Consider the following 24,474-nt stretch of genomic DNA (forward strand, 5'->3'; position numbering starts at 1 on the left):
CGGTAATACTGGAATGACATATTGACTCTGTTTCAAATGTTCGTTATCATATGATGTAAACCATTTTGAGTAATAATGGAAACGTTGATAGGGAGTAGTAGGCGGTAAGCCCTTCAGAGAGTGGAACTGGTAGCGCTGAAAGGTTCCATAGGAAGCAACCGAACGAAGTCGCCCTGGAGTTGTAAACGTGATCGTCCGGATGAGTTCACTCATCTTGTTCTTTAGCGTTTGCCGGCCGCAGCCGTTATCTGTTTGAGAGCCACGTGCACTTCTTTTTGAAGCTGCGTGGAATGAAGGTGGTACCACGGAGAGCGCAAGCCTTTCGTCCTTTGCGGGCGGAGGGCTTTTTTTGTTTGAAATTTGCTTATTCACAGGCATTCATGCCTGTTCGACAATGATAATAGCCATGGAGGTAATCCTATGACCGAAGCCAATGAGACCAAAGAACAGTTACAAATGCCTACCACGTATGATCCGAAGGAAGCAGAACGCAAGTGGTACGATTACTGGATCAAAAATGAATTCTTTAAAGCAGGCAATCGCCCTGACGCTGAAACTTACACGATCGTAATTCCGCCTCCGAATGTAACCGGGATGCTGCATATTGGGCATGCGCTTGATTTTACGTTACAAGATATTTTGACACGTACCAAAAGAATGCAAGGATATGATACGCTATGGCTGCCGGGTTCAGACCACGCAGGGATAGCCACTCAAACGAGAGTTGAACAGAAGCTCCGTGAAGAAGGTTTATCTCGTTATGACCTTGGTCGTGAGAAGTTTTTGGAGAAGTATGGGAATGGAAGGATCATTACGCAAACACCATCCGTGATCAGTGGGCCAAAATGGGCTTTTCCCTCGATTATTCGCGTGAGCGGTTCACACTCGATGAGGGACTTTCCAAAGCCGTTCGTGAAGTATTTGTAAGCCTCTATGAAAAAGGTCTTATTTACCGTGGCAATTACATTATTAACTGGGATCCAGCGGCCCGCACGGCGCTATCCGACATTGAGGTAGAATATAAAGAAGTGCAAGGCGCCCTCTATCATTTGGAATATAAGACGGCAGACGGAACAAGTTCCATTGTCGTTGCAACAACCCGTCCAGAAACGATGCTGGGCGATACGGCAGTTGCTGTTCATCCGAAGGATGAACGCTATCAACATCTGATCGGCAAAACTTTGCTTCTTCCGATTGTGAATCGCGAAATTCCGGTTATCGCTGATGATTATGTAGAGAAAGAGTTCGGAAGCGGCGCTGTGAAAATTACACCTGCCCACGACCCTAACGATTTTGAAGTAGGGAAACGCCATAATTTACCGCAAATCCTTGTTATGGATGAAACGGGCACGATGAATGCGAACGCTGGTCCTTATCAAGGCAAGGATCGTTTTGAATGCCGCAAGCAAATCGTAGCGGATCTCAAAGAGCAAGGCGTTCTGATTAAAATTGAGGAACACGTGCATCAAGTAGGTCATAGTGAGCGTAGTGGCGCGGTCATAGAGCCATATTTGTCAACACAATGGTTCGTGAAAATGCAGCCGCTTGCCGATCAAGCGATTGATGTGCAAAAATCAGGCAAAGGTGTTAACTTCGTGCCTGATCGTTTCGAGAAAATTTACCTGCACTGGATTGAAAATGTGCGTGACTGGTGTATTTCCCGTCAGTTGTGGTGGGGACATCGTATCCCTGCCTGGCATTGTGCGGATTGCGGACAAATTACAGTGACTCGTGAAGATGCGACAGCATGCGCTCATTGTCACAGCACCAATTTTCACCAAGATAACGATGTTCTGGATACATGGTTCAGTTCCGCATTGTGGCCGTTTTCCACGCTTGGTTGGCCTGATGTAACCGAGGATATGAAGCGGTTTTATCCGACAAGTGTTCTTGTAACCGGCTATGATATTATTTATTTCTGGGTATCACGGATGATTTTCCAAGGATTGGAATTCACGGATCAAATGCCGTTTAAGGATGTATTGCTGCATGGGCTTGTTCGTGATTCTGAAGGGCGGAAAATGTCCAAATCTCTTGGCAATGGCGTTGATCCCTTAGAGGTTATCGAGAAATACGGCGCAGATGCTATGCGCTACATGATTTCGACAAGCAGCACGCCTGGTCAAGATCTTCGTTTCCGTTGGGAACGTGTGGAGCAAGCGCGTAACTTTGCTAATAAAATTTGGAATGCTTCTCGTTTTGCTTTGATGAATTTGGAAGGCGTAACTGCTGCAGACATTGATTTGACAGGGGAACTTGGCACAGCAGATCGATGGATTCTGCACCGATTGAATGAAACGGTACGTGACGTGACACGACTGATAGATAGCTATGAATTCGGTGAAACAGGAAGATTGCTCTATAATTTCATTTGGGATGATCTCTGCGATTGGTATATTGAGTTCAGTAAGCTTAGCTTGTATGGTACCGACGCTGCTGCCAAGAAAAAGACGCAATCTGTTCTTGCTTACGTCCTCGACAACACCCAGCGTCTGATTCATCCATTCATGCCATTTATCTCAGAAGAGATCTGGCAGCATTTGCCTCATGAGGGCGAAACCATTACACTTGCGGCTTGGCCGAAGGAAAGCGCGGCTTTCGAATCGCCGGACGCAGTGCGCGAGATGGAGCTTCTGATGGATGCAATTCGTGCTGTTCGCAACATTCGCGCTGAAGTCAATGTGCCGATGAGCAAAAAAGTAGAACTGCTTGTGAAACCTGCTAGTCTCGAAACACAGGACATTCTCAGTCGCAACGAAGAGTATCTGAAGCGTTTTTGCAACACATCCCTGCTTCAAATTGATGCAGAGATGGCAGCTCCTGAGAAAGCGATGACGTCTATTATCACTGGCGCAGAACTATTCTTGCCGCTTGCAGGTTTAATCGACATCGCCCAAGAACTGGTTCGTCTGGACAAAGAGTTGCAAACCTTGCATAGTGAGGTAGAGCGTATTGAGAAAAAGCTAGGCAACGAAGGTTTCGTAGCGAAGGCGCCTGCCAAGGTTATCGAGGAAGAGAAAGCAAAGCTGGCAGACTATGCGGATAAACGAGACAAAGTGTTTGCTCGTTTAGCGGAATTAAAAGGATAAATGCGGAATTTGAACGACTGCCTAGGTACGAAGACAAAGTGATTCATATAGTAAATGAGGATGAGATCGATGAATGAAATCAAAGATACCAATCCGGTGAATTTCCAGACCGCTAAGGAAGCGATCGGATGGATTGTTGGCCGGATGGAGAAACTCGGTATCAAACCGGGACTTAGTCGTATGCAGATGCTTTTGGAAAAACTGGGACACCCCGAACGCAGACTGAAGTTCATTCATGTTGCAGGGACGAATGGCAAGGGTTCAACTTGCGCCTACTTGACCTCTGTTCTGCGGCAGTGCGGCTACGATGTAGGTACGTTCACTTCTCCTTATTTGGAGAAATATACGAATCGTATTCAAGTGAACGGGGCTGATATTGAAGACGAGGCGCTGCTCAGATTGGTCAATGAAATGAAACCAATTGTAGATGAAATCGGGGAGACAGAGGTCGGACCTCCTTCGATGTTTGAAATCTCTACGGCATTAGCCATTATGTATTTTGCTAAAGTGGCTTATCCCGATTATGTGGTATGGGAAACAGGGCTTGGGGGTAGGCTGGATAGCACGAATGTGGTCAATCCAGTTGTCACCATTATTACAAATGTCGGACACGACCACATGGATATTCTTGGGGATACGCTTGAGCAGGTTGCAGCGGAGAAAGCAGGTATCATTAAAGCGGGCGTTCCTGTCATTACGGCAGTTGAACCTGATGACGTGTGGCGTGTGATCGAACGAACGGCGAAAGAGAAGAAAGCAACACTGTATTCACTCCATCAGCAATTCAGCTATTCGAATACGAAAAGTGATTTGGATCATCAAACGTTTGATTTTAATGGACCTTTTCGTAATTTGAAAGAAGTGCCTATTACGCTGAACGGACAACATCAATTGACCAATGCAGCAGTCGCTGTGATGACGCTAGAAGTGCTTCGTCAATACTATGCTTGCATCGTTGACGATGAAGATCTATATAAAGGACTTACAGAGACCCGTTGGCCAGGCAGACTTGAAATGATTTCGAACGAGCCTCGCATCCTGCTTGACGGTGCGCATAACCCTGAGGGAGCTGCTACACTAGCTGCCGCACTTACAAACGTATACCGTTATCGGAAGCTTCATCTGATGATGGGAATGCTCTCGACGAAGAATCATACAGGCTACTTAAGGCATATACTACCATTGGTGGATACACTTATAGTTACGGAACCGGATTTTCATAAAAAAGGTGATGCTTCCCGGCTTGCTGAAATTGCTAGTGAGCTGTTACACGATATGAATCGTAAGGTAGATATTGTTATAGAGCGTGATTGGAAGCGTGCTTTAGAAACCCTAACAAGCAGAACTGAGCAGGATGATCTGGCGGTCGTATCTGGCACGCTGTATTTAATCTCCGATGTTCGTTCTTGGATTACCTATCAAACCGATTCTGAAAAAGGATGGTGAGAACGGCGTGAGTCAAGCAGAACATGTACATTTTATCGGTATCGGCGGATACGGAATGAGTGCCATCGCCAAAGTCATGCTTGAAATGGGATACCGCATTTCGGGTTCCGATCTAGCACAGCAAGAGCTTACAGAAAAGCTTAAAGCCAAGGGAGCGCAAGTTTTCATCGGCCATGAGGCGAACAATGTATCAGGGGCGGATTTGGTTGTTTATTCAACGGCCTTAGCGAAAGATAATGTCGAAATGCAAGCGGCTGAGGAATTGAACATTCCGATTATTCATCGTTCACAGATGCTGGCGCGTTTAATGAACGAACGGAAGGGTATCGCAGTTGCCGGCGCACATGGCAAAACAACGACATCCTCGATGATCGCCCTTGTCATGGAAATATGCGGAATAGATCCAACCTATATTATCGGCGGCGAGATTATGAATGTCGGCAGTAACGCCAAAGCTGGCAAAGGCGAGTTTGTGGTGGCCGAAGCGGATGAAAGTGACGGCACGTTCCTTCAGTACCATCCGACTCTTGCACTTGTAAACAATATTGAAGCGGATCACTTAGAAAATTATAATGGCGATTTTGAGAATTTGAAGAAAGCGTATAAGCAATTTCTCAGCCAAGTTAAAGCCGGAGGGAAGGCTATTGTTTGTCAGGATGACGCATTTTTACGCGAAATGATTCCTGAGATTCAAAGCGAAGTCATTACCTATGGCATCGATTCTGACGCAGATTATGTGGCAAGCCAGATTATTCTAGGGGATCGGAAAGTTACGTTTACATTGCGCCATAAAGGGACAGTTCTGGGTCAAGTAAGCTTGTCTGTACCGGGTAAGCATAATGTGTACAATGCACTTGCCACATTAATTACATGTATGGAAGCAGGTCTCCCTTTTGAGAAAATTGCTGAAGCCATTCAAGAGTTTCGCGGCGCTAAACGTAGATTCCAAGTCCTTGGAGAAGTCGGAGATATGTTGGTTATTGATGACTATGCCCATCATCCAACTGAAATCCAGGCTACCATTTCAGCGGCGAAAGCAACCGGAAAACGTATTATTGCCGTATTCCAGCCACAGCGATATACAAGAACCTATTACTTGTTTGAACAATTCAGTCGTTCTTTTGATGAAGCAGATGAGGTTATTATTACCGATATTTACTCACCTGCGGGTGAGAAGCGAATCGAGGGCGTAGATTCAGACAAACTGGTCGAGTTGATCAGAAGCAATAGCAATCCCAATGTGCAGCACATTCCGACGAGGGATGAAGTGCTAACCTACTTAGTAGGCCATGTGAAACAAGGAGACTTGGTTCTGACCATGGGAGCCGGAGATATATGGAAGGCGGCGGAAGGCTTAGCGAAGTCGCTGCGTAAACAGTACGAAACGAATAGTTAGTGGAAAGATCGCTGCAAGCCGATTTTGGCTAGAGGCGGTCTTTTTTGTTGAAAGAATCATAATAGGTCTCTCTCATTCATAATCTAGTAACAGAAGATTTGGACAAGTCAACGCGGCAATGCAAGCCGATTTCCGAATCCAATTGAGGAGGAGAGAACAAGATGAGTAAAGCAAGAATAACATATCGATTCGAGCCGCAGGAAACGTCAGAATCAACGCGTAAAGCAACGCGAATTCCCGATCCGGAGGAGAAGGTTATTCCGTTGTACCAGGAAGAATTCAATGTTATAGAAACAAAGTTGGAAGACAGCACGGGATCGGTTACACCTTTCCAACTAGCCGAACGACACCAAGTGGAAAGCCTGTTTGAACCACATGCTTTAAATACATTTACGACAGATTTCGGAAACTGGAATAGCCAAATAGAATCAGAGGGTGATCGTGTTGAACGTATCATCCGCGAATCACAGAATGCTAGGGAGAATGAGACTCATAAAGCACCTTCCGTTCCACCATCTGAGCCCACAGGTTCAATTTCTCCGGAGGGACAGGATGATTGGTCGTCTTGGAAGCCTAGAGGGCCCTGGATAGAGCCAGAAACGGGTGCGAGATATGCCAAGTCATCGAGCACACCTTGGTTTAGGATAGCGACTTCAGTAGCGGGAGCAGTCTTAACAGGGGTTGCTTTCGGCTTCTTCGTATTATCTATGTTTTCATCCAATCGTGAAGCTGCTGAATCGTCGTCCATTAAGCAGGTTGTAACTGTACCTTCACCTATGGTGCAATCCGCTGCTCCTAGTAAAACACCCGTATCAGTGACCAAAGCAACCACAGATCAAGCTCCTGCCATACCGGTCACGGCGGGCATTGTTACACAGGTTCAAATTCCTGCGAAGAGCTACTTCTTCTTGCAAAATGGCGTATTTAGTTCTTTGTCGAGCGCTCAGAGCAGTCAAGACAGTTTAAAAAAGAAAGGTCTGGCAGCAGCGCTGGATTCCAGTGATAAGCTTACGGTTTTTGTGGGCTTCGCTAAGAACAAAGAAGAAGCTATGGCACTCAAGCAAACAGTGCAAACGAAGGACAAAACGGTTGAAGTTTATATGAAAAATGTAGACATTCCTGCAACGACCAGTATTCGTTGGGGGGGCACGAAGGCGGAATCGGTTCCTAGCTTTCTTGCAGAAGGAGATAAAATCGTTAACAGTATAACCGGGTTAACGACTGTTCATCTGGCTGAAACGAAGCCAACCGCCTTGGCGGATGCTGCGCTTCAAACTATACGTACCTCACACCAATCGTTGATCACATGGTCAGCATCCGTGAGCGAGGGTTTAGGAGACGATACGAAGTCTATCGTACAGAAGATGACCACGGCTATGAATAACGCCGTACAATCGATGGAGGAGTACAAGAAGAGCCCTTCCACTGCCATGCTCTGGCAGGCGCAATCCTCATTGATGCAATATCTGATTGCGGAGAAAGAATTGGTAAAGAAAATAAGCGTTACCTAAAAAAAAGCCGTGTGCCCGCTCTTTTGAGTCAGGTACACGGCTTATTTATTTACTGATATAACGATTCAACATGACTGCAATCTCTGCGCGCGTAATGAATTGATTCGGTTTAAACTCGGTATCGGTGATTCCGTCAATGATCCCTTTATTTTTTAGCGAATATATCGCTTTTGCACTCCATAATGTTGCGGCAACATCGTGAAAAGAAGGATTCAATGTCGGATTAGTAAGAGTTGGAGCAGCTGAGGTCATTTCTAATAGGCGGTCAAAGAGGACAGCCACCTCGCCTCTTGTTATCGGTTGATCCGGACGAATGGTGCCGTCTGAATAGCCTTCTAACAAATTCAAACCTTTTGCTTTGACGAAAAGAGAATGAGCCCAATGAGAAGCTGGCAGGTCTTTGTAGTTTGTGTCACAGCCATAAACACTTGATGTAACGGTTCCACAGGTTGTTTGTAACGTACTGAATGTAAAAACACGGTCCATTAAAGTAAGAAATTCAGCTCTCGTTAACGCGCGCTCCGGTTCGTAACGATTGCCTATGCCTTCTACTAAGCCTTTATTTTTCAATTTTATAATGGCTTCCCTGGCCCAATGACCCAGTGTATCTGTAAAGGTTGGCGGCGCATAGCTTGCAATTCCATTGGCAATTCCTTTAGCCATTTCGGTCCTTACAGCATCATTGGCAAGTAAGGCTGAATCAGTCTGATTGCTTAAAAAGGCAGTTTCAACAAGAATGCTTGGTATAGATCCCATTCTAGCTACATAGACAGCACTTGGGGTTAAACCCAAATTTTTGGTCCCGGCAGCAAGCAGCAGAGAATCCAAGACATGCTGTGCCAAGTCTTTGCTATACGGTGTCAGTTTTTTCATTTCCTCGCTGGCTGGATAATCCTCTTGCGGATAATCATTGTCGTAGTAAAGTACCATTGTCCCATTCGTTTTCGCATTTGTGTGAGAATTAGCATGAATGGATACGAATAAGTCTGCTTTTTGGCTATTTGTGAATTCAACACGCTGAGCCAATGACCAATACGAATCATCGGTTCTGGTTAAGACGACCTCATAGCCGCGGCGTACAAGCTCGTCCCTCACCTTTTGCGTAATATTCCAGTTAACATCCTTCTCTTGAAGACCGTTAATTCCAATTGCGCCAGGGTCGCTGCCGCCATGTCCGGCATCAAGAACAACTTTGTAAGCGAATGCTTGATATGGAAAAGCAAAGGTAAGTAATAAACAAAAAAATAGGAGTTTCTTAAGTAAGTTCATATGCTGTTAGTACCTCCGCTAACTATTTTACTAGGATCGGTTCTTGATGTAATCAGGAAAGATACGCCATTCTATCACAGTTTTCATGGTAAAAAGAAGATCATACCCTTATAATAAGCTTGTACATAGAAGAGAGGATGACAGGCATGAAGAAAGGCACCTTCACATTAGTCGTATTTTTAATCGTCGGTTTGATTACGGGGATTATTGTAGGCCAGCTGCTGGCACCGGTACCTGCCCTCGCATTTTTAACCAAATCTGCCCAAATCAGTTGGGAACCCAAAGCAGATTTGGAAGTGGTGAAATATGAATTTCATCTTCTGGTAAAACTAAATTTATGCAGTATTCTTGGCTTAGTAGGCGCATACCTCCTGTATCGTAAGGTATAAGTAAGAAATTGGAAGCTATGAAATGGTTAAGAAGATATGATCATAATGTTAGGAGTTGTTACTTTTGCGCAGTGCCCCAATACATACTCAAAGACTTATTCTTGCTTCTTCTTCTCCGCGGAGGCAGGAACTCATTCAGACCCTCGGACTTCCCTATATCATTCGAGTCAGTGACGCAGATGAGACCGTCGAAGGGAAAATTACTGCTGCCGAACTGGTAGAAGTACTTTCATTGCGTAAAGCTTCGACTGTACGGGACATGCTTCAAACTGATGAGGCGCATGGTATTATTATCGGTTCTGACACAGTCGTTGTTTTCCAAAATGAAGTTTTAGGCAAACCTGTGGATGAAAAGGATGCGTTCCGGATGCTTCAGGCTCTGCAAGGAAACACGCATCAGGTTTACAGCGGAGTGGCTTGTGTAGATGCCGCAACAGGCAAACAGGCTATAGCTCACCGTGTAACGCATGTAAAGATGAAACCGATGTCCGACGAGCAAATTCTTCGCTATATTGCAACCGGAGAACCGAAAGACAAAGCTGGCTCTTACGGCATACAAGGAATTGGAACTACCCTCGTGGAGTCCATTGAAGGCGATTATTTTACCGTAGTGGGATTGCCGCTTTCTCTGCTCAGTGATCTACTTCTTCAATTCGAAATCCAAGTGCTGTAATCTACAACAGAAGAAGCGTAACGGAGTCCTTTACCTGCCTTTCACATTGACTGTAAAATCTGTAACGGTTACAATGACAGTAAGCGACAGGACTTCGCATTCTTCTGGGAGGTATGGTCATGAACAGCGAATTTACGATAGCCGTTCACAGTCTCGTCTTACTGGCTCATTTGCCTGATCATATGGCAACCAGCGAAGAGATTGCTGTGAATGTATCGACACACTCGGCACGTATACGTAAAGTAATGGGTTTTCTTCGGAAAGCAGGTTATGTTTCAACGAAAGAAGGAATAGGCGGCGGTTTTATACTTAGCTGCAATCCGCATGATGTAACACTCGGAGAAATTTATCGATTAACCTGTCAAGGCTCGCTGAAACCAAGTTGGTGCTCTGGCGATGAAAACAAGTCTTGCCTGATATCATCCAAGATGGATAAATTGATGGGGAACGTGTTTTCGGATGCAGAGAAACAGATGGAATTGTATTTTGATCAACATACCATTGGCAGCATGCTGGAACGAATCATCACACTTGAATGTCCACAAGCAAATAATGAGCAATTGTCCTAGAAGCCCTCGGATCTTATATTCCGGGGGCTTCATGTCGTTTTTCGGCGTGAATGGGATACTCATAACTAACACAACCTACAAGGAAAGAGGGGAATTCATGGAAGCAACTAGTTTAATGCTTCGCGAAGTGCCGTTAGAGGAAAGGCCTCGTGAAAGAATGCTCCAATATGGAGCAAGTGCGTTAAGTAATGCCGAGTTATTAGCTATATTATTACGAACAGGAACATTATCTGAATCAGCGCTTCGTTTAGCCGGACGAATCTTAAGCGAATGCGGTGGATTGAGGAGCCTTGTCGACATGAGTAAGGAGCAACTAACACAAATTAAGGGAATCGGCGATGTGAAAGCTTTGCAAATTCAAGCTGGTATTGAGATTGGCCGTCGACTCGCCAAGAGTTCCTTGTCAGAGCGTGTTACCATTCGATCACCTCAAGATATCGCTGATCTGTTGAGAGAGGATCTTCGATATTTGCAGAAGGAGCATTTCGTGTGCTTGTTTTTGAATACCAAGAATCACGTATTAGCGCAGGAAACATTATCGATGGGCAGTCTCAATGCTTCGATTGTGCATCCGCGTGAAGTTTTTCGCGCCGCGATTCAACGAAGCAGTGCTTCCATCGTGTGTGTACACAATCATCCTAGCGGTGATCCGACACCGAGTCCTGAGGATATTCAGCTCACGCATCGGTTGGTGGAAGCGGGAGCAATCATAGGGATCGAGGTCCTTGATCATGTCATTATTGGTGACCAAAGATTCATAAGTTTGAAGGAACAAGGCTTTATGTAATATAATAGGATTTACGCTCAGATTAGAGAGCAATATTTCGATAAACAGGTATAATAGATAAACATGGACCCACTTCAGTCACAGAATAGATGCAACAGGAAAGGAGCAACTGCCATGTTTGGTAGTTTTACCAAAGATTTAGGAATTGATTTAGGCACTGCGAATACATTGGTTTATTTAAAAGGAAAAGGAATTGTCGTTAGGGAGCCTTCTGTGGTTGCCTTGCGTACTGATACGAAAACAATCGAGGCTGTCGGAGACGCAGCCAAAAAAATGATCGGTCGTACACCCGGCAATATTCGAGCTATTCGTCCTATGAAAGATGGCGTTATTGCCGACTTTGAGACGACGGCAACGATGATTCGTTACTTTCTGAGACAAGCTCAAAAACAGCGTTGGCTGTTCCCGCGACATCCCAATGTTATGGTGTGTGTTCCATCGGGAATTACAGCTGTTGAGAAACGCGCAGTAGAAGATGCAACTAAACAAGCAGGGGCCCGAGAAGCCTACACCATTGAAGAACCGTTCGCGGCTGCCATTGGTGCTGACCTTCCTGTGTGGGAACCTACAGGGAGCATGGTTGTCGATATCGGTGGAGGAACCACAGAGGTAGCGGTTATTTCTCTCGGAGGCATTGTTACCAGTAGATCCATTCGGATTGCAGGTGACGAAATGGATGATGCTATTATCCAGTACATAAAACGCACATACAATTTGATGATTGGCGAACGGACTTCGGAGACACTTAAGATGGAGATCGGTTCCGCGCTTCCTATGGATCCGCCGCAGTCGATTGAAATACGCGGACGTGATCTTGTTTCCGGATTGCCAAAAACGCTAAGCGTAACTTCGGATGAAATTACGGACTCCCTCACAGACACCGTGTATGCCATAGTTGATGCTGTGAAGGTCACATTGGAGAAAACCCCACCTGAGCTTTCAGCCGATATTATGGATCGCGGTATTGTTCTAACAGGTGGCGGAGGCTTGCTTCGCAACCTTGATCGCTTGCTAGCCAGAGAAACCGGCATGCCGGTACTCGTTGCTGAGAATCCGCTTGATTGTGTAGCTATAGGAACCGGTCGTGCATTGGAAAATATCCATTTGTTCAAGAACAGATCAGGATCAAGTTCAAGATACAAGCGGTAAACATTCGTTAGAAGGTGCTCAATTTGTTTAAATTCATGGGAAATAAAAGGCTGATTATCCTCATGTTTGGTCTTGTCTGTTTTTTTATTTTGATGGGACTAACACTGGGGAATCGGGCACCGATGACGTGGCCCGAAAAGTTTGTCAAAGACTCCGTTTCATGGACACAAGGACTCTTCAACAAGCCCGCCGCATCAATAGCGGGTTTCTTTGAAGATATCCGGCAGTTAAGAGTCATTTATGAAGAAAATAAAACGCTGAAGCTGACTCTCACTCAATATGCGCGCGATACACAGCGTCTGAATGAGCTTGAGACGCAGAATAAGCGCTTAATGGAAGCGCTTGGTTTCACAGAACGACAACGACAAGCAAATGTGTATACGTATCGTATAGCGGAGGTAGTCAGTGCCGATCCTGACCCTTATAACAGCACGACAACGATCAATTTGGGTGACAAGGATGGGATTAAGGAAAACATGGCCGTTATGACGGTTGATGGTCTGGTCGGACGCGTAAGTAAAGTTTCCGGATTTCACTCCAACGTACAGTTGCTTCGTGAAATTAATGATTCTGATAATAACTCCAAGGCGATTGCAGTCACTGTTAAGGGTAACGAGAACCAGCCTTTCGGAATGATTGAGTCCTATGACCCCAAGACGGGGGAACTTGTTATGAATAAGGTGGAGCAAGCGGACGACATGAAGGTTGGAGATACGATTATTACATCTGGAATGGGACAAGTATTTCCTAAGGGGATAGAGGTAGGCACGATTACTTCTATAGGTCCGGGGGAATTTGGAATCACATACAAGGTTATGGTGAAGCCCAAAGCTTCGTTCAGCCATATACGTGAAGTTTTTGTGGTCGAAGTCCCGGAAGTGAAATGAGGTGAGCCGTGAAGTGACGCGACATGTACTATGGCTCATTCTGTTTGGACTGTTCATTCTGCAAGGGACGATTATCGGATGGTTGATCCCATCCGCATGGCAGTCTGCGGTGTTCGTAGCTCCGCACTTTACGCTAGTATTAATTTTATTTATCGGACTCTTTCGTCATCGTCATTCTGCCTTAATCTATGGACTCTTGTTCGGACTTTTGCATGATTTTATTTATTATGGTTCCATGTTGGGTGTATATTCTTTTGGTATGGGGCTCACCGCTTATTTGGCAGGTCTTGCACAAAGAAGGCAGCCTAATCTGGTATTTTACAATTTACTTATAACTGGAATGGGTTTAGTTTTATTTGAACTCATTAACTATGGGATTAATCGTTTGTTTAAGCTGATCGACATTAATCTGGAATTTGCTCTCACCCATTACATGCTGCCAAGTGTTCTATTTAACCTGCTTTTTGCCTTGATTTGTTACGTTCCCGCTCGCAAGTTGCTCGAAGGAAAGCGCAATGCGCCATCAGGAACGGAAGATTAATTTTCCGGGTTCTTAGCAGGAGAATACAGGACATAAACCGAAATGTATAGGTTGGGAGGTCGTCGTGTAATTATGTCCGTAACAAAGCACCATGTGATGATAAAAGGGGTCAAGGATGGCCTTGTTTTCTTACTGAATGATACTTGCGAATGGCAAGCTTTAATGCAGGAATTGCAGCACAAGCTTGAGAAAACGCATCAACAGATATTGACTGGACCCATTATCCATGTGTATGTCAAATTAGGAAGTCGTGAGGCGACCGAAGAACAAAAGGAAGAGATCCGTTCCGTCATTAGGCAAAAAGGAAATCTGTTGATCCAATCCATCGAGAGCGATCCGAGCTTGGAAACGCCCACGGAAGAGCCGAGAGCGGCTATGGTCACGCTTAAAGGCATGATACGTTCCGGACAAACCCTGCATCATGAAGGTGATTTACTTTATTTGGGTGACGTGAATCCCGGTGGGACGATTACCTGTACAGGGAATATTTATATTATGGGCTCTCTTCGTGGCTTGGCCCATGCAGGTGTCGATGGGGATGAGAGCATGATTATTGCTGCTTCTCATATGCGTCCTACTCAGTTAAGGATTGCCGGCATCATTAGCCGTCCCCCCGATGAATGGGGAATCGAAGAGGCTTTTATGGAGTTTGCTTATGTAAAAGAAGGCAAGATGGAAATTGATAAGCTGCATCATCTTCATCGTATTTCGCCTTCATTCAATTTGAAATAAAACTTGTATACGGGAAATCAGAGTGTGGGGTGAGGAAACATGGGAGAGGCAATAGTGGTCACTTCTGGGAAAGGCGGCGTTGGTAAAACAACAACTTCCGCGAATCTTGGGACAGCATTGGCGTTACTAGGTAAAAAAGTTTGCATGGTGGATACCGACATCGGACTACGTAACTTGGATGTCGTAATGGGTCTGGAAAATCGTATTATCTATGATCTTGTTGATGTTGCGGAAGGACGTTGTCGTTTGCCGCAAGCGCTAATTAAAGATAAACGTTTCGATGAACTCTATTTGCTGCCGGCTGCTCAAACCAAAGACAAGCATGCGGTAACGCCGGAAGATGTCAGAACGATTATTTTGGAACTCAAAAAAGATTTTGATTTCGTTATTATTGATTGTCCGGCCGGTATCGAGCAAGGCTTCAAAAATGCCGTTGCTGGAGCTGACAAAGCCGTTGTCGTAACGACACCTGAAAATGCAGCTGTGCGGGACGCTGATCGCATTATCGGATTGCTTGAAAATGAGAAAATTTCATCGCCTAAACTGGTAATTAACCGGATTCGTCCAAGCATGGTCAAAAAGGGCGAAATGCTGGATATCGATGAAATTTGTTCCGTGCTTGCCATTGATTTGCTCGGCATTGTTCCGGATGACGAATATGTCATCAAAGCTGCTAATCAAGGTGAACCTACCGTGATGAATCCTTCTTCCAAAGCTGCCATTGCCTATCGTAATATCGCTCGCCGTATTCTGGGAGATACCGTTCCACTTATGCAGTTGGATGACAAAACGGGTTGGGTCAAACGAATGAAAAAGTTTATCGGAATAGGATGAGGTAGTCCTTGCTTGCCAAACTGAAAAAAATAGATATCCCAATTGTTATCATCTTGTTCGCCTTTATGGTGATCAGCACAATGATGGTATACAGCGCATCTATAGACCATCCCAAAATCACGATTAGCATCACAAAAATTCTTCTCTTATATGCTGTTGGGATGATAGCTTTCCTGGCGTGCAGCTTATTTGACTATCGTGTGCTTGTTCGAATAGCCCCTATTCTTTATGGAATTGGGATTATCTCCTTAATTGCTGTCTATTTGTTTGGGGGCAAAATTAATGGAGCCCGCGGTTGGTTTGAGCTTCCAGGAGGATTGACGTTTCAACCCGCAGAGATGGTGAAGCTAATTCTTATCATATGCGTTACGGCTCTTTTAGCAAAACGCGGTGGCGATTTGCTGCGCTTTAAAAAGGATCTGGTTCCTGTTTGTTTGGCCGTTCTTTTACCATTTATTTTGGTCCTTGTGCAGCCTGATTTAGGAAATGCGATCATTTTTATTGTCATTTTGTTAGGGATGATTTGGATTGCTAATATTAAATATTCCCATGTTCTGCTGAGCATTGTTATTATTGCGGGTGTTGGTTTTTTATTTTTGACGCTCTATAAGCATTTTCATCAATCCTTGTTCGATTTGTTGAAGGGGTACGGTTTCAGCCATTGGATGGATCGTATTGATACCTTTCTCTACCCGCAGGATGTGACTGCAGATGACAATTATCAAGTGAAGAATGCCGTGCGGGCAATCGGTTCAGGTGGTTTGGAGGGAGAAGGGTATCTGCAAGGAACTTCGGTGCACAGCAACTTCATCCCTTTCGCTTATTCGGATTCCATCTTTGTTGTGGTGGGTGAAGAATTTGGATTCCGTGGTTCTGCGGTTCTGCTGCTCATATACTTTTTACTCATCTACCGCATGATTCTCATTTCGATACAAAGCACACAGCTTAGCGGTGCTTACATCGTGGTTGGTGTCATTTCGATGTTCGTTTTTCAAATTTTTGAAAATGTCGGAATGATGATAAATATTATGCCATTAACAGGCATTACACTGCCCTTCGTCAGTTATGGAGGAACTTCCTTGCTGATCAACATGCTTTCACTAGGTTTGGTTATGAGTGTAAAACTTCATCAGGAGCGGGAGCCTGAATTGTTTTAATATACATTTGGGAATGCAAGCCCTTGGCCTAATCGGTCAATGGGCTTTTTTTAGTCCCATCACATAATCTTGTCCTCCTTCTCATAGGCTGTACTAAGCAAGAGATGAGGACTAGCTGGTTGCTCATGCAGGCAGCTTTCTAACGAAGGTTTAGGAGGGATCTCCATGGAAGTCAAGGATAAAGTCAAACAACGCCGATTGGAACGGCTTCGCAATTTACGGGATATGACGGAGGCTGGTCAGGTAAGCCGGAGTAGGGGGTCCACCGGCTACACGGAAACCGTCATTCCCAATCGGAATCAAACGGACTTGCCTCTTTATGCCGATGCGGATTGGAAACGGCGTATGGAAGATCCTGAGTACGCATGGCAGCATAAAATAATGATGGATAGAACGTTGAACGGGCTAGGGAGCCAAGAGAATGAAAGCGGGCTGCTGGCTCCGCCTTCCCCTCGCAAAATTGTCATCAAGCTGTTCGTTAGCTGCATACTCTTTGCAGGGCTGTTTGGCATGTTTCAGCTAAATCAGCCTTGGGCGAATAAAGGAAAACAGATTGTTGCCGCTTCGCTTACGCAATCGTATGATTTCACGGCGATTTCTATGTGGTACACCGAACGATTTGGGGGGGCGCCTTCTTTTATTCCTAGTTTTCACCGAGAGGGGGATGATGCTGTACGAGTTAATGCCACCAAACGGACTTTTTTTTCTCCGGCCAAAGGAAGTGTGCTTATCCCTTATGATGGCACTACCCATCTTGGCGTTAAGCTGAATACAGCGGAATACGCACCTGTCTATGCGTTAGACACGGGCCAGGTTATTTACAGCGGAACGGTGGCGGATACAGGATTGACAGTCATTATCCGTCATGCCGGTGGTCTTCAATCTCTGTATGGCAGTCTGAGTGAAGCACATGTGACTGTAGGCGACTGGATGAAAATTGGTGAGGTTGTCGGGAAGGCATCCAGCAAAGATCCTTCTAAAGGGTCCTTTTATTTTGCGGTTACGAAAGACGGACGTCCTATCAATCCATCGGATGTGATAACTTTGATTAAATGGGCAGGGACAACGTATCGCTTTCATCCTTTATTTACACTGATTATGATTGGTTCAGCGATTACGGGGTATTTCCTAGAAGCCGTTACGTTATTCGCCATTGTTCTTGTTCATGAGCTCGGCCATTTGGCAGCTGCAAACGGTTTTGGCTGGCGGGTTCGCGAAGTACAGTTTTTGCCCTTTGGAGGAGTCGTTATCGTGGACGAGTTGGGAACGGTTCCGACCAGAGAAGAGCTTCTTGTCGCTTTGGCAGGCCCTTTACAGCATGTATGGATGATTCTGGCCGCGTTGTTGATGAAAGGAGTTGGCCTTGGGAGTATTAGCTGGTGGGACTATTTTATAGAGGCCAATCTCATGATTGGTTTGTTCAATTTACTGCCAGTAATGCCGCTCGATGGGGGAAAGGTCTTGCAGTCATTGTTAAGCTATATAATGTCGTATCATAATACGATTCTTTATAGTGCATGGATCAGCATGATTTTAAGCATGATGATTATTGGTATATCGTGTATACAGCTGATAAGTGGTCAGCTTCCACTGAATATGCTTGTCATTGGCATTTTTCTGCTGGTTTCCAATTGGTATGCATATAGACAGCTGCCCTATCACTTCTTTCGCTTTCTGATTAGCCGCGGTTATCGGGTCAGTCAACTGTTGTCCAGAGGGGTGTTGGCTCAGCCAATTATTGTCACGAGACAGCGAACGATGGCAGATACGCTCAAGCTTTTTATGAGAGAAAAGTACCATTTAATCTATGTTGTTAATGAAAAAGGTCGCATTCAGGCGATACTGCCTGAACAGCAACTAGTCAGTGGTTATTTGGATGGAAAAAAACCCGGGAGTGCAGTTTCCGATCTTTTCATGTAAAATAACTGTTGAGGTGAACGTGTATGAAGCAACTTATAATTCACTGCGCCCCCGAGCTTACACAAGCAGCATTGCTTGAAGAAGGCCGTCTTGTTGAGTACGATACGCAGTATCCGCTCGATTCTCAAAGAGCAGGCAGCATCTACATGGGTCGCATCGTCAACGTTCTTCCCGGCATGCAGGCAGCATTTGTCGATATCGGACTTGCTAAGAACGCCTTTCTATATATAGACGATTTGCTTCCTGTCCATTTGGACAAGCAGCCTAAAATTAAACCACCTATTACAGAGCTTGCTGAGGTTGGTCAGACGTTCATGGTGCAGGTGACCAAGGACCCCCAAGGTACCAAGGGCGCTAGAGTAACAACACATATCTCGATACCTGGTCGCTGGATTGTGTATATGCCGGAAGCCGACTATATCGCAATATCACGCAAAATCGATGTTGAAGCGGAAAGGCAGCGGCTCAAACAACTGGCCGAAGGAAATTTACTTCCCGGTGAAGGGGTTATTGTTCGGACGGGCGCTGTGGGGCAGAACGAGGAAGCTATTCGAGATGATTTGCAAAATTTAAGGGATTTATGGAATACGGTTCTTGCCAAATGGGAAGAAGCTCAAGCGCCGGCGCAATTGTATCAGGATTTGGATCTTTTGCCTCGTTTGGTCCGAGACGTCATCACGGATGACGTTCAGGAAGTATGGCTGAATAATGCTAATGTGTACGAAGAGATGAAGCATTTGCTGCGTAAACAGAACCCGGGCTGGCACGGAAGAGTAGCGTTTTATGATCGGAAAATTCCTCTATTTGATCAATTTGGCGTTACGGAGGAGCTGAATTATAGCTTCCGGCGCAAAATTTGGCTGCCAAGCGGTGGCTACCTGATTATTGATCAGACAGAGGCCTTGACGGTCATTGATGTGAACACGGGTCGATATACGGGCTCCATTGATTTGGAGCAAACCGTTACGGATATTAATCGAGAAGCGGCGAATGAAATTCCGAGACTTTTGCGTCTTCGGAATACAAGGGGCATCATTATTGTTGATTTTATTGATATGAACTCGGAGGCGAATCGTATTGCCGTTATGGATATGATGACGCAAGCGGTACGTAAGGACCGATCCAAAACGACAATTGTCGGCTGGACCAAACTCGGATTGTTAGAAATGACGCGAAAACGCAAATAAAACATTGCATATCAAAAACTGTCTGTGTTATAATACTCGGAGTGTGTTGTTTAGGCATGCTGTAACCGCTCGAATCGGGTCTAAGCACGATAGTGGGTTTGATCCCATCCGTCACCTGGACAAGGCGAGTCTGAGACATGAGGAGGTAAATGAAAATGTACGCAATTATTGAAACAGGTGGTAAACAGTACAAAGTTCAAGAGGGCGATGTTCTTTACATCGAGAAATTGAACGCAGCTGAAGGTGAAGTTGTTTCTTTTGATCGTGTGTTCTTGGTTTCCAAAGAGAGTGGCCTAGTTGTAGGTGCTCCATTGGTTGCTGGTGCTTCAGTTTCCGCGAAAGTGGAGAAACACGGCAAAGGCGCTAAAGTTATCGTTTATAAATACAAACCGAAAAAGAACTATCACAAAAAACAAGGTCATCGTCAACCGTACACAAGAGTAGTTGTTGAGAAAATCCAAGCGTAAGAGGCAGTCTTATGATCAATGTGACCATAAAACGCTTTGCACCGGATTCACCTCAGATCTCATCTTTTGTAGTGGAAGGCCATGCTGAATATGACGTACCCGGCAAAGACCTAGTCTGCGCTGCTGTATCCGCGATTTCCGTGGGTACATTTAATTCTATAGAATCTATTACTGGTATCATTCCGATCCACGAAATGGAACGCGGCTTTATGGATGTTATCATCCCTGAAAGTGCGCGAGACTTAGCGGGTAAATGGGATCATATACAGGTGATTCTGGAATCAATGGTCGTTATGCTGCAAACGATTGAAGAAAACTACGGTGACTATATAACGATTGAAACAATCTATCACAAAGGAGGATGACACCATGTTGAAATTGGATCTCCAGTTATTCGCTTCCAAAAAGGGAGTGGGTTCCACAAAGAATGGTCGTGACTCTCACTCGAAGCGCCTTGGCGCTAAACGTGCTGATGGTCAAACCGTTACTGCAGGAAGCATTCTTTATCGCCAACGCGGTACGAAAATTCACCCGGGAACAAACGTAGGCATCGGTTCGGATGATACACTTTTCGCTTTAGTACAAGGCGTAGTGAAATTCGAACGTTGGGGCCGCGATCGCAAAAAAGTGAGCGTATACCCAGTTGATGTAGCTCCTGTGGCTGCAGCTTTAGAAGCATAATTAACGATCCCCGGCGAGCGATAAGTTCGCTGGGGTTTTTTATTTGTTTCTAAGGTTTGAGTAAGAGGAGGTAGTTGGTGAAGTTTACCAGATGTCATGATATACTGGATAAACGGTTATCAAGCAGTGAGAACGGAGCGAACTGGCAATGAAGCGAGTGAGTGGTGCACAGGTTTATTTACTGGCGCTTGTGCTTATTGGGTTAACTGGATTGATGTTTGTGGAACCCTGGTTAGCCAGGGCTGCTTTATTGCTGTTAACAGTATTTTGTGGTTATTTGGCTTTCAAGTTGGAAATAAGCAGGATACAAGAGAAGTGGTGCGAAAAGCTTCGTCATCAAGAACAACAATCCCATATCAATTTGCTTCGTGTCATAAACCGCCTGCGTCATGATTGGATGAATGATACCCAAATATTATTTGGTTACATTCAAATGAAGAAGTTTGATAATTTACCGCCATATATGGAAAAAATAAAAATGAATATGCAGCAGGAAAGTAATCTCTCTAAGCTGGGTATCCCTTCGTTAATTGCTTTCTTGCTGATGGTTCGAGTTCAATCGAAATCGTTGCAATTGGATCTTGCGCTAGATCAAGAAGTTAATTTGGCTCAACTTCCTATAAAAGAAGGGTTGATTGAGAAGTTAATCATTCAAACGGTTGGGTTATTCGAGGAGTTTGCAGCCGTAGAAGATGGTGAATGTGGCACACTGAGCTTGGAACTCGATGTTCAAGAGGATTATTTACTGCTTGATTTTGTATATCAAGGAGCCTATAACCGCATCCAGCTTGAACAAGCTGTTGGTGAAAGACTCGCGAAGGCGGATTCTTATTCGCTGGAGAACAATGATTGGCAAGAGGAAGAAGCGGTGATCGCATTACGTCTGCCGTTTCGTACATAAAGAGGTGTAGGAATGTTTGTTGATAAAGCGAAAATATTTGTTAAAGGCGGCGACGGTGGCGATGGCCTCGTTGCATTCAGACGCGAGAAATATGTGCCGGAAGGTGGGCCTGCTGGTGGTGACGGCGGAAACGGCGGCGATGTTGTTTTCCGTGTTGATGAGGGTTTACGGACCTTAATGGATTTCCGTTATCAGAAGCACTTTAAAGCAGATCGTGGCGAGAAAGGCCGCAACAAGTCGATGCACGGCGCTAACTCCGAAGATTTGATCGTTCGTATCCCTCCGGGGACAACAGTCATTGACGATGACACGCAGGAAGTCATTGCGGACTTGACGCGTCATGGTCAAGAAGTCGTGGTAGCTAAAGGCGGCCGAGGTGGCCGAGGCAATACACGATTCGCTACAGCGCGTGTTACAGCGCCGGAAATAGCTGAGAACGGTGAAGAAGGCGTGGAACGCTGGGTTGTTCTTGAGATGAAGGTCATGGCTGACGTTGGCCTTGTAGGCTTCCCTAGCGTTGGTAAATCGACGCTCTTATCGGTTGTTTCTGCGGCGAAGCCTAAGATTGCGGCCTATCATTTCACGACTCTGACGCCGAATCTAGGTGTTGTAGATGTGGGTGATGGACGCAGCTTTGTCATGGCGGATCTTCCCGGTTTGATCGAAGGGGCGCACGAAGGCGTGGGCCTTGGTCACGAATTCCTGCGTCATGTAGAACGCACACGAGTGATCGTACATGTGGTTGATATGTCTGCGGCGGACGGGCGTGATCCTTATGAAGATTTTTTGAAGATCAATGAGGAGATCAAGCTCTATAACGCGAAATTGGAGCAGCGTCCGCAAATCGTTGTTGCCAATAAGATGGATATGCCGGAGTCTGAGGACAATTTGGCTATCTTCAAAGAACAGCTCGCTGCGGATGGCAAGGAGTTTCATGTGTACCCCATTTCGGCTTTAACACGCGGCGGCGTACAAGAACTGCTCTATAAGATTTCTGACATTGTGGAAAGTATTCCCGATGCTCCGGAAGTGGAAGGCGTTGCGGAGACGGAAGAACGCAAGGTTTATCGATTTGAGAAGCGGGAAGAACGGGATTACACCATACGTCGCGAAAATGATGTTTTCATTGTGGAGAGTCCTTCGATTGAGAAGCTGATCAAACGTACCAACTTCAGTACGCAAGATGGGATTGCGCGTTTTGCACGTATTTTGCGTAACATCGGGATTGACCAAGAATTGCGTACGCGAGGCGCCTATCATGGGCAGACGATACGTATTGGTGATTTTGATTTCGAATTTGATGAAAAGCAGTAACGAAATAGGAACGCTTATCCTTAACGGGTAGGCGTTTTTTTTGTTGAAATAAATATTTTATGTCATTAAACTTGACACTAAAAACAAAAAGTAATACGATTTCGAGAAGTAATCTCAAAAATTGTTAATATATATAACATCAAAGATGGAAGAGATCATCTTTTACATGGAAGGAGGAATGACAATGAAAAAGTGGATTCAAGCCATTGGCGCAGGACAAGACAACTCTCGTGACTTCACTTATGAAGAAGCAGTTGAAGCCGCCAATGACATAGCTAGGGGGGACTCTACGGATGCGCAATGCGCAGCTTTCTTAATGGCTCTTTGCATGAAAGGGGAATCGAGCGAAGAGTTGATGGCCTTCATCGACGTATTCCGCAGTTATTCGTTGCCATACCATGCATGTGCAGATTCGCTTAATTGTGCGGGACCTGCAGAAGGGCGTCAATATTTCCCGATTACATTGCCGGTTAGCTTATTGCTTGCTTCTGTGGGATTCACTCAAATACTTCAAGGGGGCGATTCACTTCCGCCAAGACAAGGAAGTGCAATGAAAGACATATTGGAAAGCTTCGGAGTCGCAATGAATTTGTCAATGAAGGCGTGGGAAACGATGCTTTTTCACTTGCATATCGGGTTTCTTCCCACAGAACAGCTATGCCCACCCATCTATAGATTGAAGCATGTGCGAGAACAATTAGGGCTGCCAACTGTGATGAATACGGTTGAGAAGGTCATTAATCCGGTGCGCTCCTTGAATCTAATCATCGGTGTAAATAGGCGGAAAGCGATGGAGTCGTTGCTTCCGATTTCTTTGAAATCCGGCTTTCAGCATATTTACATCATCAATGGGATGGAGGGCTCAGAAGATTTGCCGATTTATCAAAATAGCACCATTCGTATCGTAACCCCTTGGGGAGATGAATCTCGTTTGGTTGAACCTCATAAATTTGGCTTCTCCAGTGAAGCGCTGCACCCTCTTCGTAAAGAAGAGCAGATTTCCTTGATCAAGCGAATTATTGCCGGAGAGCATTCTGAAGAACTGAAGAGAGAACGTGATCATGTTATTTTTAATGCGGGATTGAGACTGGCTTGGTTTGACAAAGTAGGCAGCTACGAAGAAGGATTTCAGTTAGCAGAGTGCCTGCTGCAGCGAAAAGAAGCACATAAAGTTATGCAGCGTTGGATCGAACAAAGTCATCGTTGGTCACTGCAGGAGCAGCAAAATCCAGACGGTTCTTCGACGCAAATTGGATAAGAAAAACTTCCTTCATGCTGGTAGTAAAATCAGCCTCAAGGAAGTTTTTTTTATTAAACCAGAAAGGATAAGTTTTCGGTTCTCGAAAACCACTTCTCATTGACGATAAAACCTGATATAGATGAGAGCCTTTCCTTTTTTGACGAGGACCCCTAACGAACTCAGTAAGCCTTATTTGGTCAATTGACAAAGAGTTATCGTGTTAACGAACTCCATGAGGCTGTCGATTCATTGTAGATATCTCAGTCCCCAAAACTACTGTTGCGAATAGATCAAATACTACGAAAAATTCAATACTTTAACTGGTTTTCTCCCAA

Annotated in this window: 22 protein-coding genes, 1 pseudogene and 2 other annotated features; of the genes and pseudogenes, 22 read left to right on the forward strand and 1 reads right to left on the reverse strand. The window is 45.1% G+C overall.

The genetic code is table 11. The features are described from left to right. Positions 1-75 precede the first annotated feature (75 nt). Positions 76-333, forward strand: a binding site (T-box leader). A gap of 87 nt (positions 334-420) precedes the next feature. The 4 genes and pseudogenes from FU659_RS07790 (at position 421) to FU659_RS07805 (ending at position 7,442) form a co-directional block, all read left to right on the forward strand. Then, positions 421-3,089, forward strand: a pseudogene (locus FU659_RS07790) (valine--tRNA ligase). Between the two features lie 69 nt (positions 3,090-3,158). Then, the gene (locus tag FU659_RS07795; RefSeq protein ID WP_147947036.1) at positions 3,159-4,535 is read left to right on the forward strand and encodes a bifunctional folylpolyglutamate synthase/dihydrofolate synthase; all 1,377 of its coding nucleotides are present in this window, start codon (positions 3,159-3,161) and stop codon (positions 4,533-4,535) included. Positions 4,536-4,542: 7 nt separating this feature from the next. Beyond that, complete coding sequence (murC, locus tag FU659_RS07800; RefSeq protein ID WP_147947037.1) at positions 4,543-5,931, forward strand: UDP-N-acetylmuramate--L-alanine ligase; 1,389 nt, start codon at positions 4,543-4,545, stop codon at positions 5,929-5,931. A gap of 161 nt (positions 5,932-6,092) precedes the next feature. After that, positions 6,093-7,442, forward strand: coding sequence for an SPOR domain-containing protein (locus FU659_RS07805; RefSeq protein WP_147947038.1), 1,350 nt, complete (start codon positions 6,093-6,095; stop codon positions 7,440-7,442). 45 nt (positions 7,443-7,487) lie between these two features. Here the strand turns inward: FU659_RS07805 and FU659_RS07810 are convergent, their stop codons facing one another. After that, complete coding sequence (locus FU659_RS07810; protein WP_147947039.1) at positions 7,488-8,711, reverse strand: N-acetylmuramoyl-L-alanine amidase; 1,224 nt, start codon at positions 8,709-8,711, stop codon at positions 7,488-7,490. Positions 8,712-8,857: 146 nt separating this feature from the next. Here FU659_RS07810 and FU659_RS07815 point away from each other — a divergent pair, with 146 nt between their 5' ends. The 18 genes from FU659_RS07815 to FU659_RS07900 all read left to right on the forward strand — a co-directional run bounded on the left by FU659_RS07815 (position 8,858) and on the right by FU659_RS07900 (position 24,157). Beyond that, on the forward strand, positions 8,858-9,100 hold the full coding sequence (locus FU659_RS07815) for a DUF4321 domain-containing protein (RefSeq protein ID WP_147947040.1): 243 nt from the start codon (positions 8,858-8,860) through the stop codon (positions 9,098-9,100). 64 nt (positions 9,101-9,164) lie between these two features. Next, positions 9,165-9,773 carry a Maf family protein gene (locus FU659_RS07820; RefSeq protein ID WP_261807678.1) on the forward strand — a complete coding sequence of 203 codons (609 nt, stop codon included), beginning with the start codon at positions 9,165-9,167 and terminating at the stop codon, positions 9,771-9,773. A gap of 119 nt (positions 9,774-9,892) precedes the next feature. Continuing rightward, on the forward strand, positions 9,893-10,342 hold the full coding sequence (locus tag FU659_RS07825) for an RrF2 family transcriptional regulator (RefSeq protein WP_147947041.1): 450 nt from the start codon (positions 9,893-9,895) through the stop codon (positions 10,340-10,342). A 97-nt stretch (positions 10,343-10,439) separates the two neighbouring features. Then, positions 10,440-11,129: a RadC family protein gene (gene radC / locus FU659_RS07830; RefSeq protein WP_147947042.1), complete on the forward strand. Its 690-nt coding sequence runs from the start codon at positions 10,440-10,442 to the stop codon at positions 11,127-11,129. A 114-nt stretch (positions 11,130-11,243) separates the two neighbouring features. Next, the gene (locus FU659_RS07835) at positions 11,244-12,278 is read left to right on the forward strand and encodes a rod shape-determining protein (protein WP_147947043.1); all 1,035 of its coding nucleotides are present in this window, start codon (positions 11,244-11,246) and stop codon (positions 12,276-12,278) included. Between the two features lie 35 nt (positions 12,279-12,313). After that, positions 12,314-13,165 (forward strand): rod shape-determining protein MreC, encoded by an 852-nt coding sequence (mreC, locus tag FU659_RS07840; protein WP_147947064.1) that lies wholly within the window; start codon positions 12,314-12,316, stop codon positions 13,163-13,165. A 13-nt stretch (positions 13,166-13,178) separates the two neighbouring features. Further along, the gene (mreD, locus tag FU659_RS07845; RefSeq protein ID WP_147947044.1) at positions 13,179-13,706 is read left to right on the forward strand and encodes a rod shape-determining protein MreD; all 528 of its coding nucleotides are present in this window, start codon (positions 13,179-13,181) and stop codon (positions 13,704-13,706) included. A gap of 72 nt (positions 13,707-13,778) precedes the next feature. Beyond that, on the forward strand, positions 13,779-14,438 hold the full coding sequence (gene minC, locus FU659_RS07850) for a septum site-determining protein MinC (RefSeq protein WP_147947045.1): 660 nt from the start codon (positions 13,779-13,781) through the stop codon (positions 14,436-14,438). Between the two features lie 39 nt (positions 14,439-14,477). Next, on the forward strand, positions 14,478-15,272 hold the full coding sequence (gene minD / locus FU659_RS07855) for a septum site-determining protein MinD (RefSeq protein WP_147947046.1): 795 nt from the start codon (positions 14,478-14,480) through the stop codon (positions 15,270-15,272). Positions 15,273-15,280: 8 nt separating this feature from the next. After that, the gene (locus tag FU659_RS07860) at positions 15,281-16,429 is read left to right on the forward strand and encodes an FtsW/RodA/SpoVE family cell cycle protein (RefSeq protein ID WP_147947047.1); all 1,149 of its coding nucleotides are present in this window, start codon (positions 15,281-15,283) and stop codon (positions 16,427-16,429) included. A gap of 165 nt (positions 16,430-16,594) precedes the next feature. Beyond that, positions 16,595-18,349: a peptidoglycan DD-metalloendopeptidase family protein gene (locus FU659_RS38210; RefSeq protein ID WP_147947048.1), complete on the forward strand. Its 1,755-nt coding sequence runs from the start codon at positions 16,595-16,597 to the stop codon at positions 18,347-18,349. Positions 18,350-18,372: 23 nt separating this feature from the next. Next, the gene (locus tag FU659_RS07870) at positions 18,373-19,536 is read left to right on the forward strand and encodes an Rne/Rng family ribonuclease (RefSeq protein WP_147947049.1); all 1,164 of its coding nucleotides are present in this window, start codon (positions 18,373-18,375) and stop codon (positions 19,534-19,536) included. 53 nt (positions 19,537-19,589) lie between these two features. Beyond that, positions 19,590-19,678, forward strand: a sequence feature (ribosomal protein L21 leader region). Between the two features lie 13 nt (positions 19,679-19,691). Beyond that, positions 19,692-20,003 carry a 50S ribosomal protein L21 gene (gene rplU, locus FU659_RS07875; protein WP_029194673.1) on the forward strand — a complete coding sequence of 104 codons (312 nt, stop codon included), beginning with the start codon at positions 19,692-19,694 and terminating at the stop codon, positions 20,001-20,003. An 11-nt stretch (positions 20,004-20,014) separates the two neighbouring features. Continuing rightward, the gene (locus tag FU659_RS07880; RefSeq protein ID WP_147947050.1) at positions 20,015-20,368 is read left to right on the forward strand and encodes a ribosomal-processing cysteine protease Prp; all 354 of its coding nucleotides are present in this window, start codon (positions 20,015-20,017) and stop codon (positions 20,366-20,368) included. 4 nt (positions 20,369-20,372) lie between these two features. Then, complete coding sequence (rpmA, locus tag FU659_RS07885) at positions 20,373-20,684, forward strand: 50S ribosomal protein L27 (protein ID WP_147947051.1); 312 nt, start codon at positions 20,373-20,375, stop codon at positions 20,682-20,684. Positions 20,685-20,832: 148 nt separating this feature from the next. Further along, positions 20,833-21,585: a Spo0B domain-containing protein gene (locus FU659_RS07890; protein WP_147947052.1), complete on the forward strand. Its 753-nt coding sequence runs from the start codon at positions 20,833-20,835 to the stop codon at positions 21,583-21,585. 12 nt (positions 21,586-21,597) lie between these two features. Then, positions 21,598-22,899: a GTPase ObgE gene (gene obgE / locus FU659_RS07895; protein ID WP_147947053.1), complete on the forward strand. Its 1,302-nt coding sequence runs from the start codon at positions 21,598-21,600 to the stop codon at positions 22,897-22,899. Between the two features lie 184 nt (positions 22,900-23,083). Then, a complete protein-coding gene (locus tag FU659_RS07900) occupies positions 23,084-24,157 on the forward strand; it encodes an anthranilate phosphoribosyltransferase (RefSeq protein WP_147947054.1) in 1,074 nt (357 codons plus the stop codon). Positions 24,158-24,474: the final 317 nt, after the last annotated feature.

Origin of the sequence: Paenibacillus sp. N3.4 (assembly GCF_008017805.1) — a bacterium.
Taxonomy (GTDB): Bacteria; Bacillota; Bacilli; order Paenibacillales; family NBRC-103111; genus Paenibacillus_E.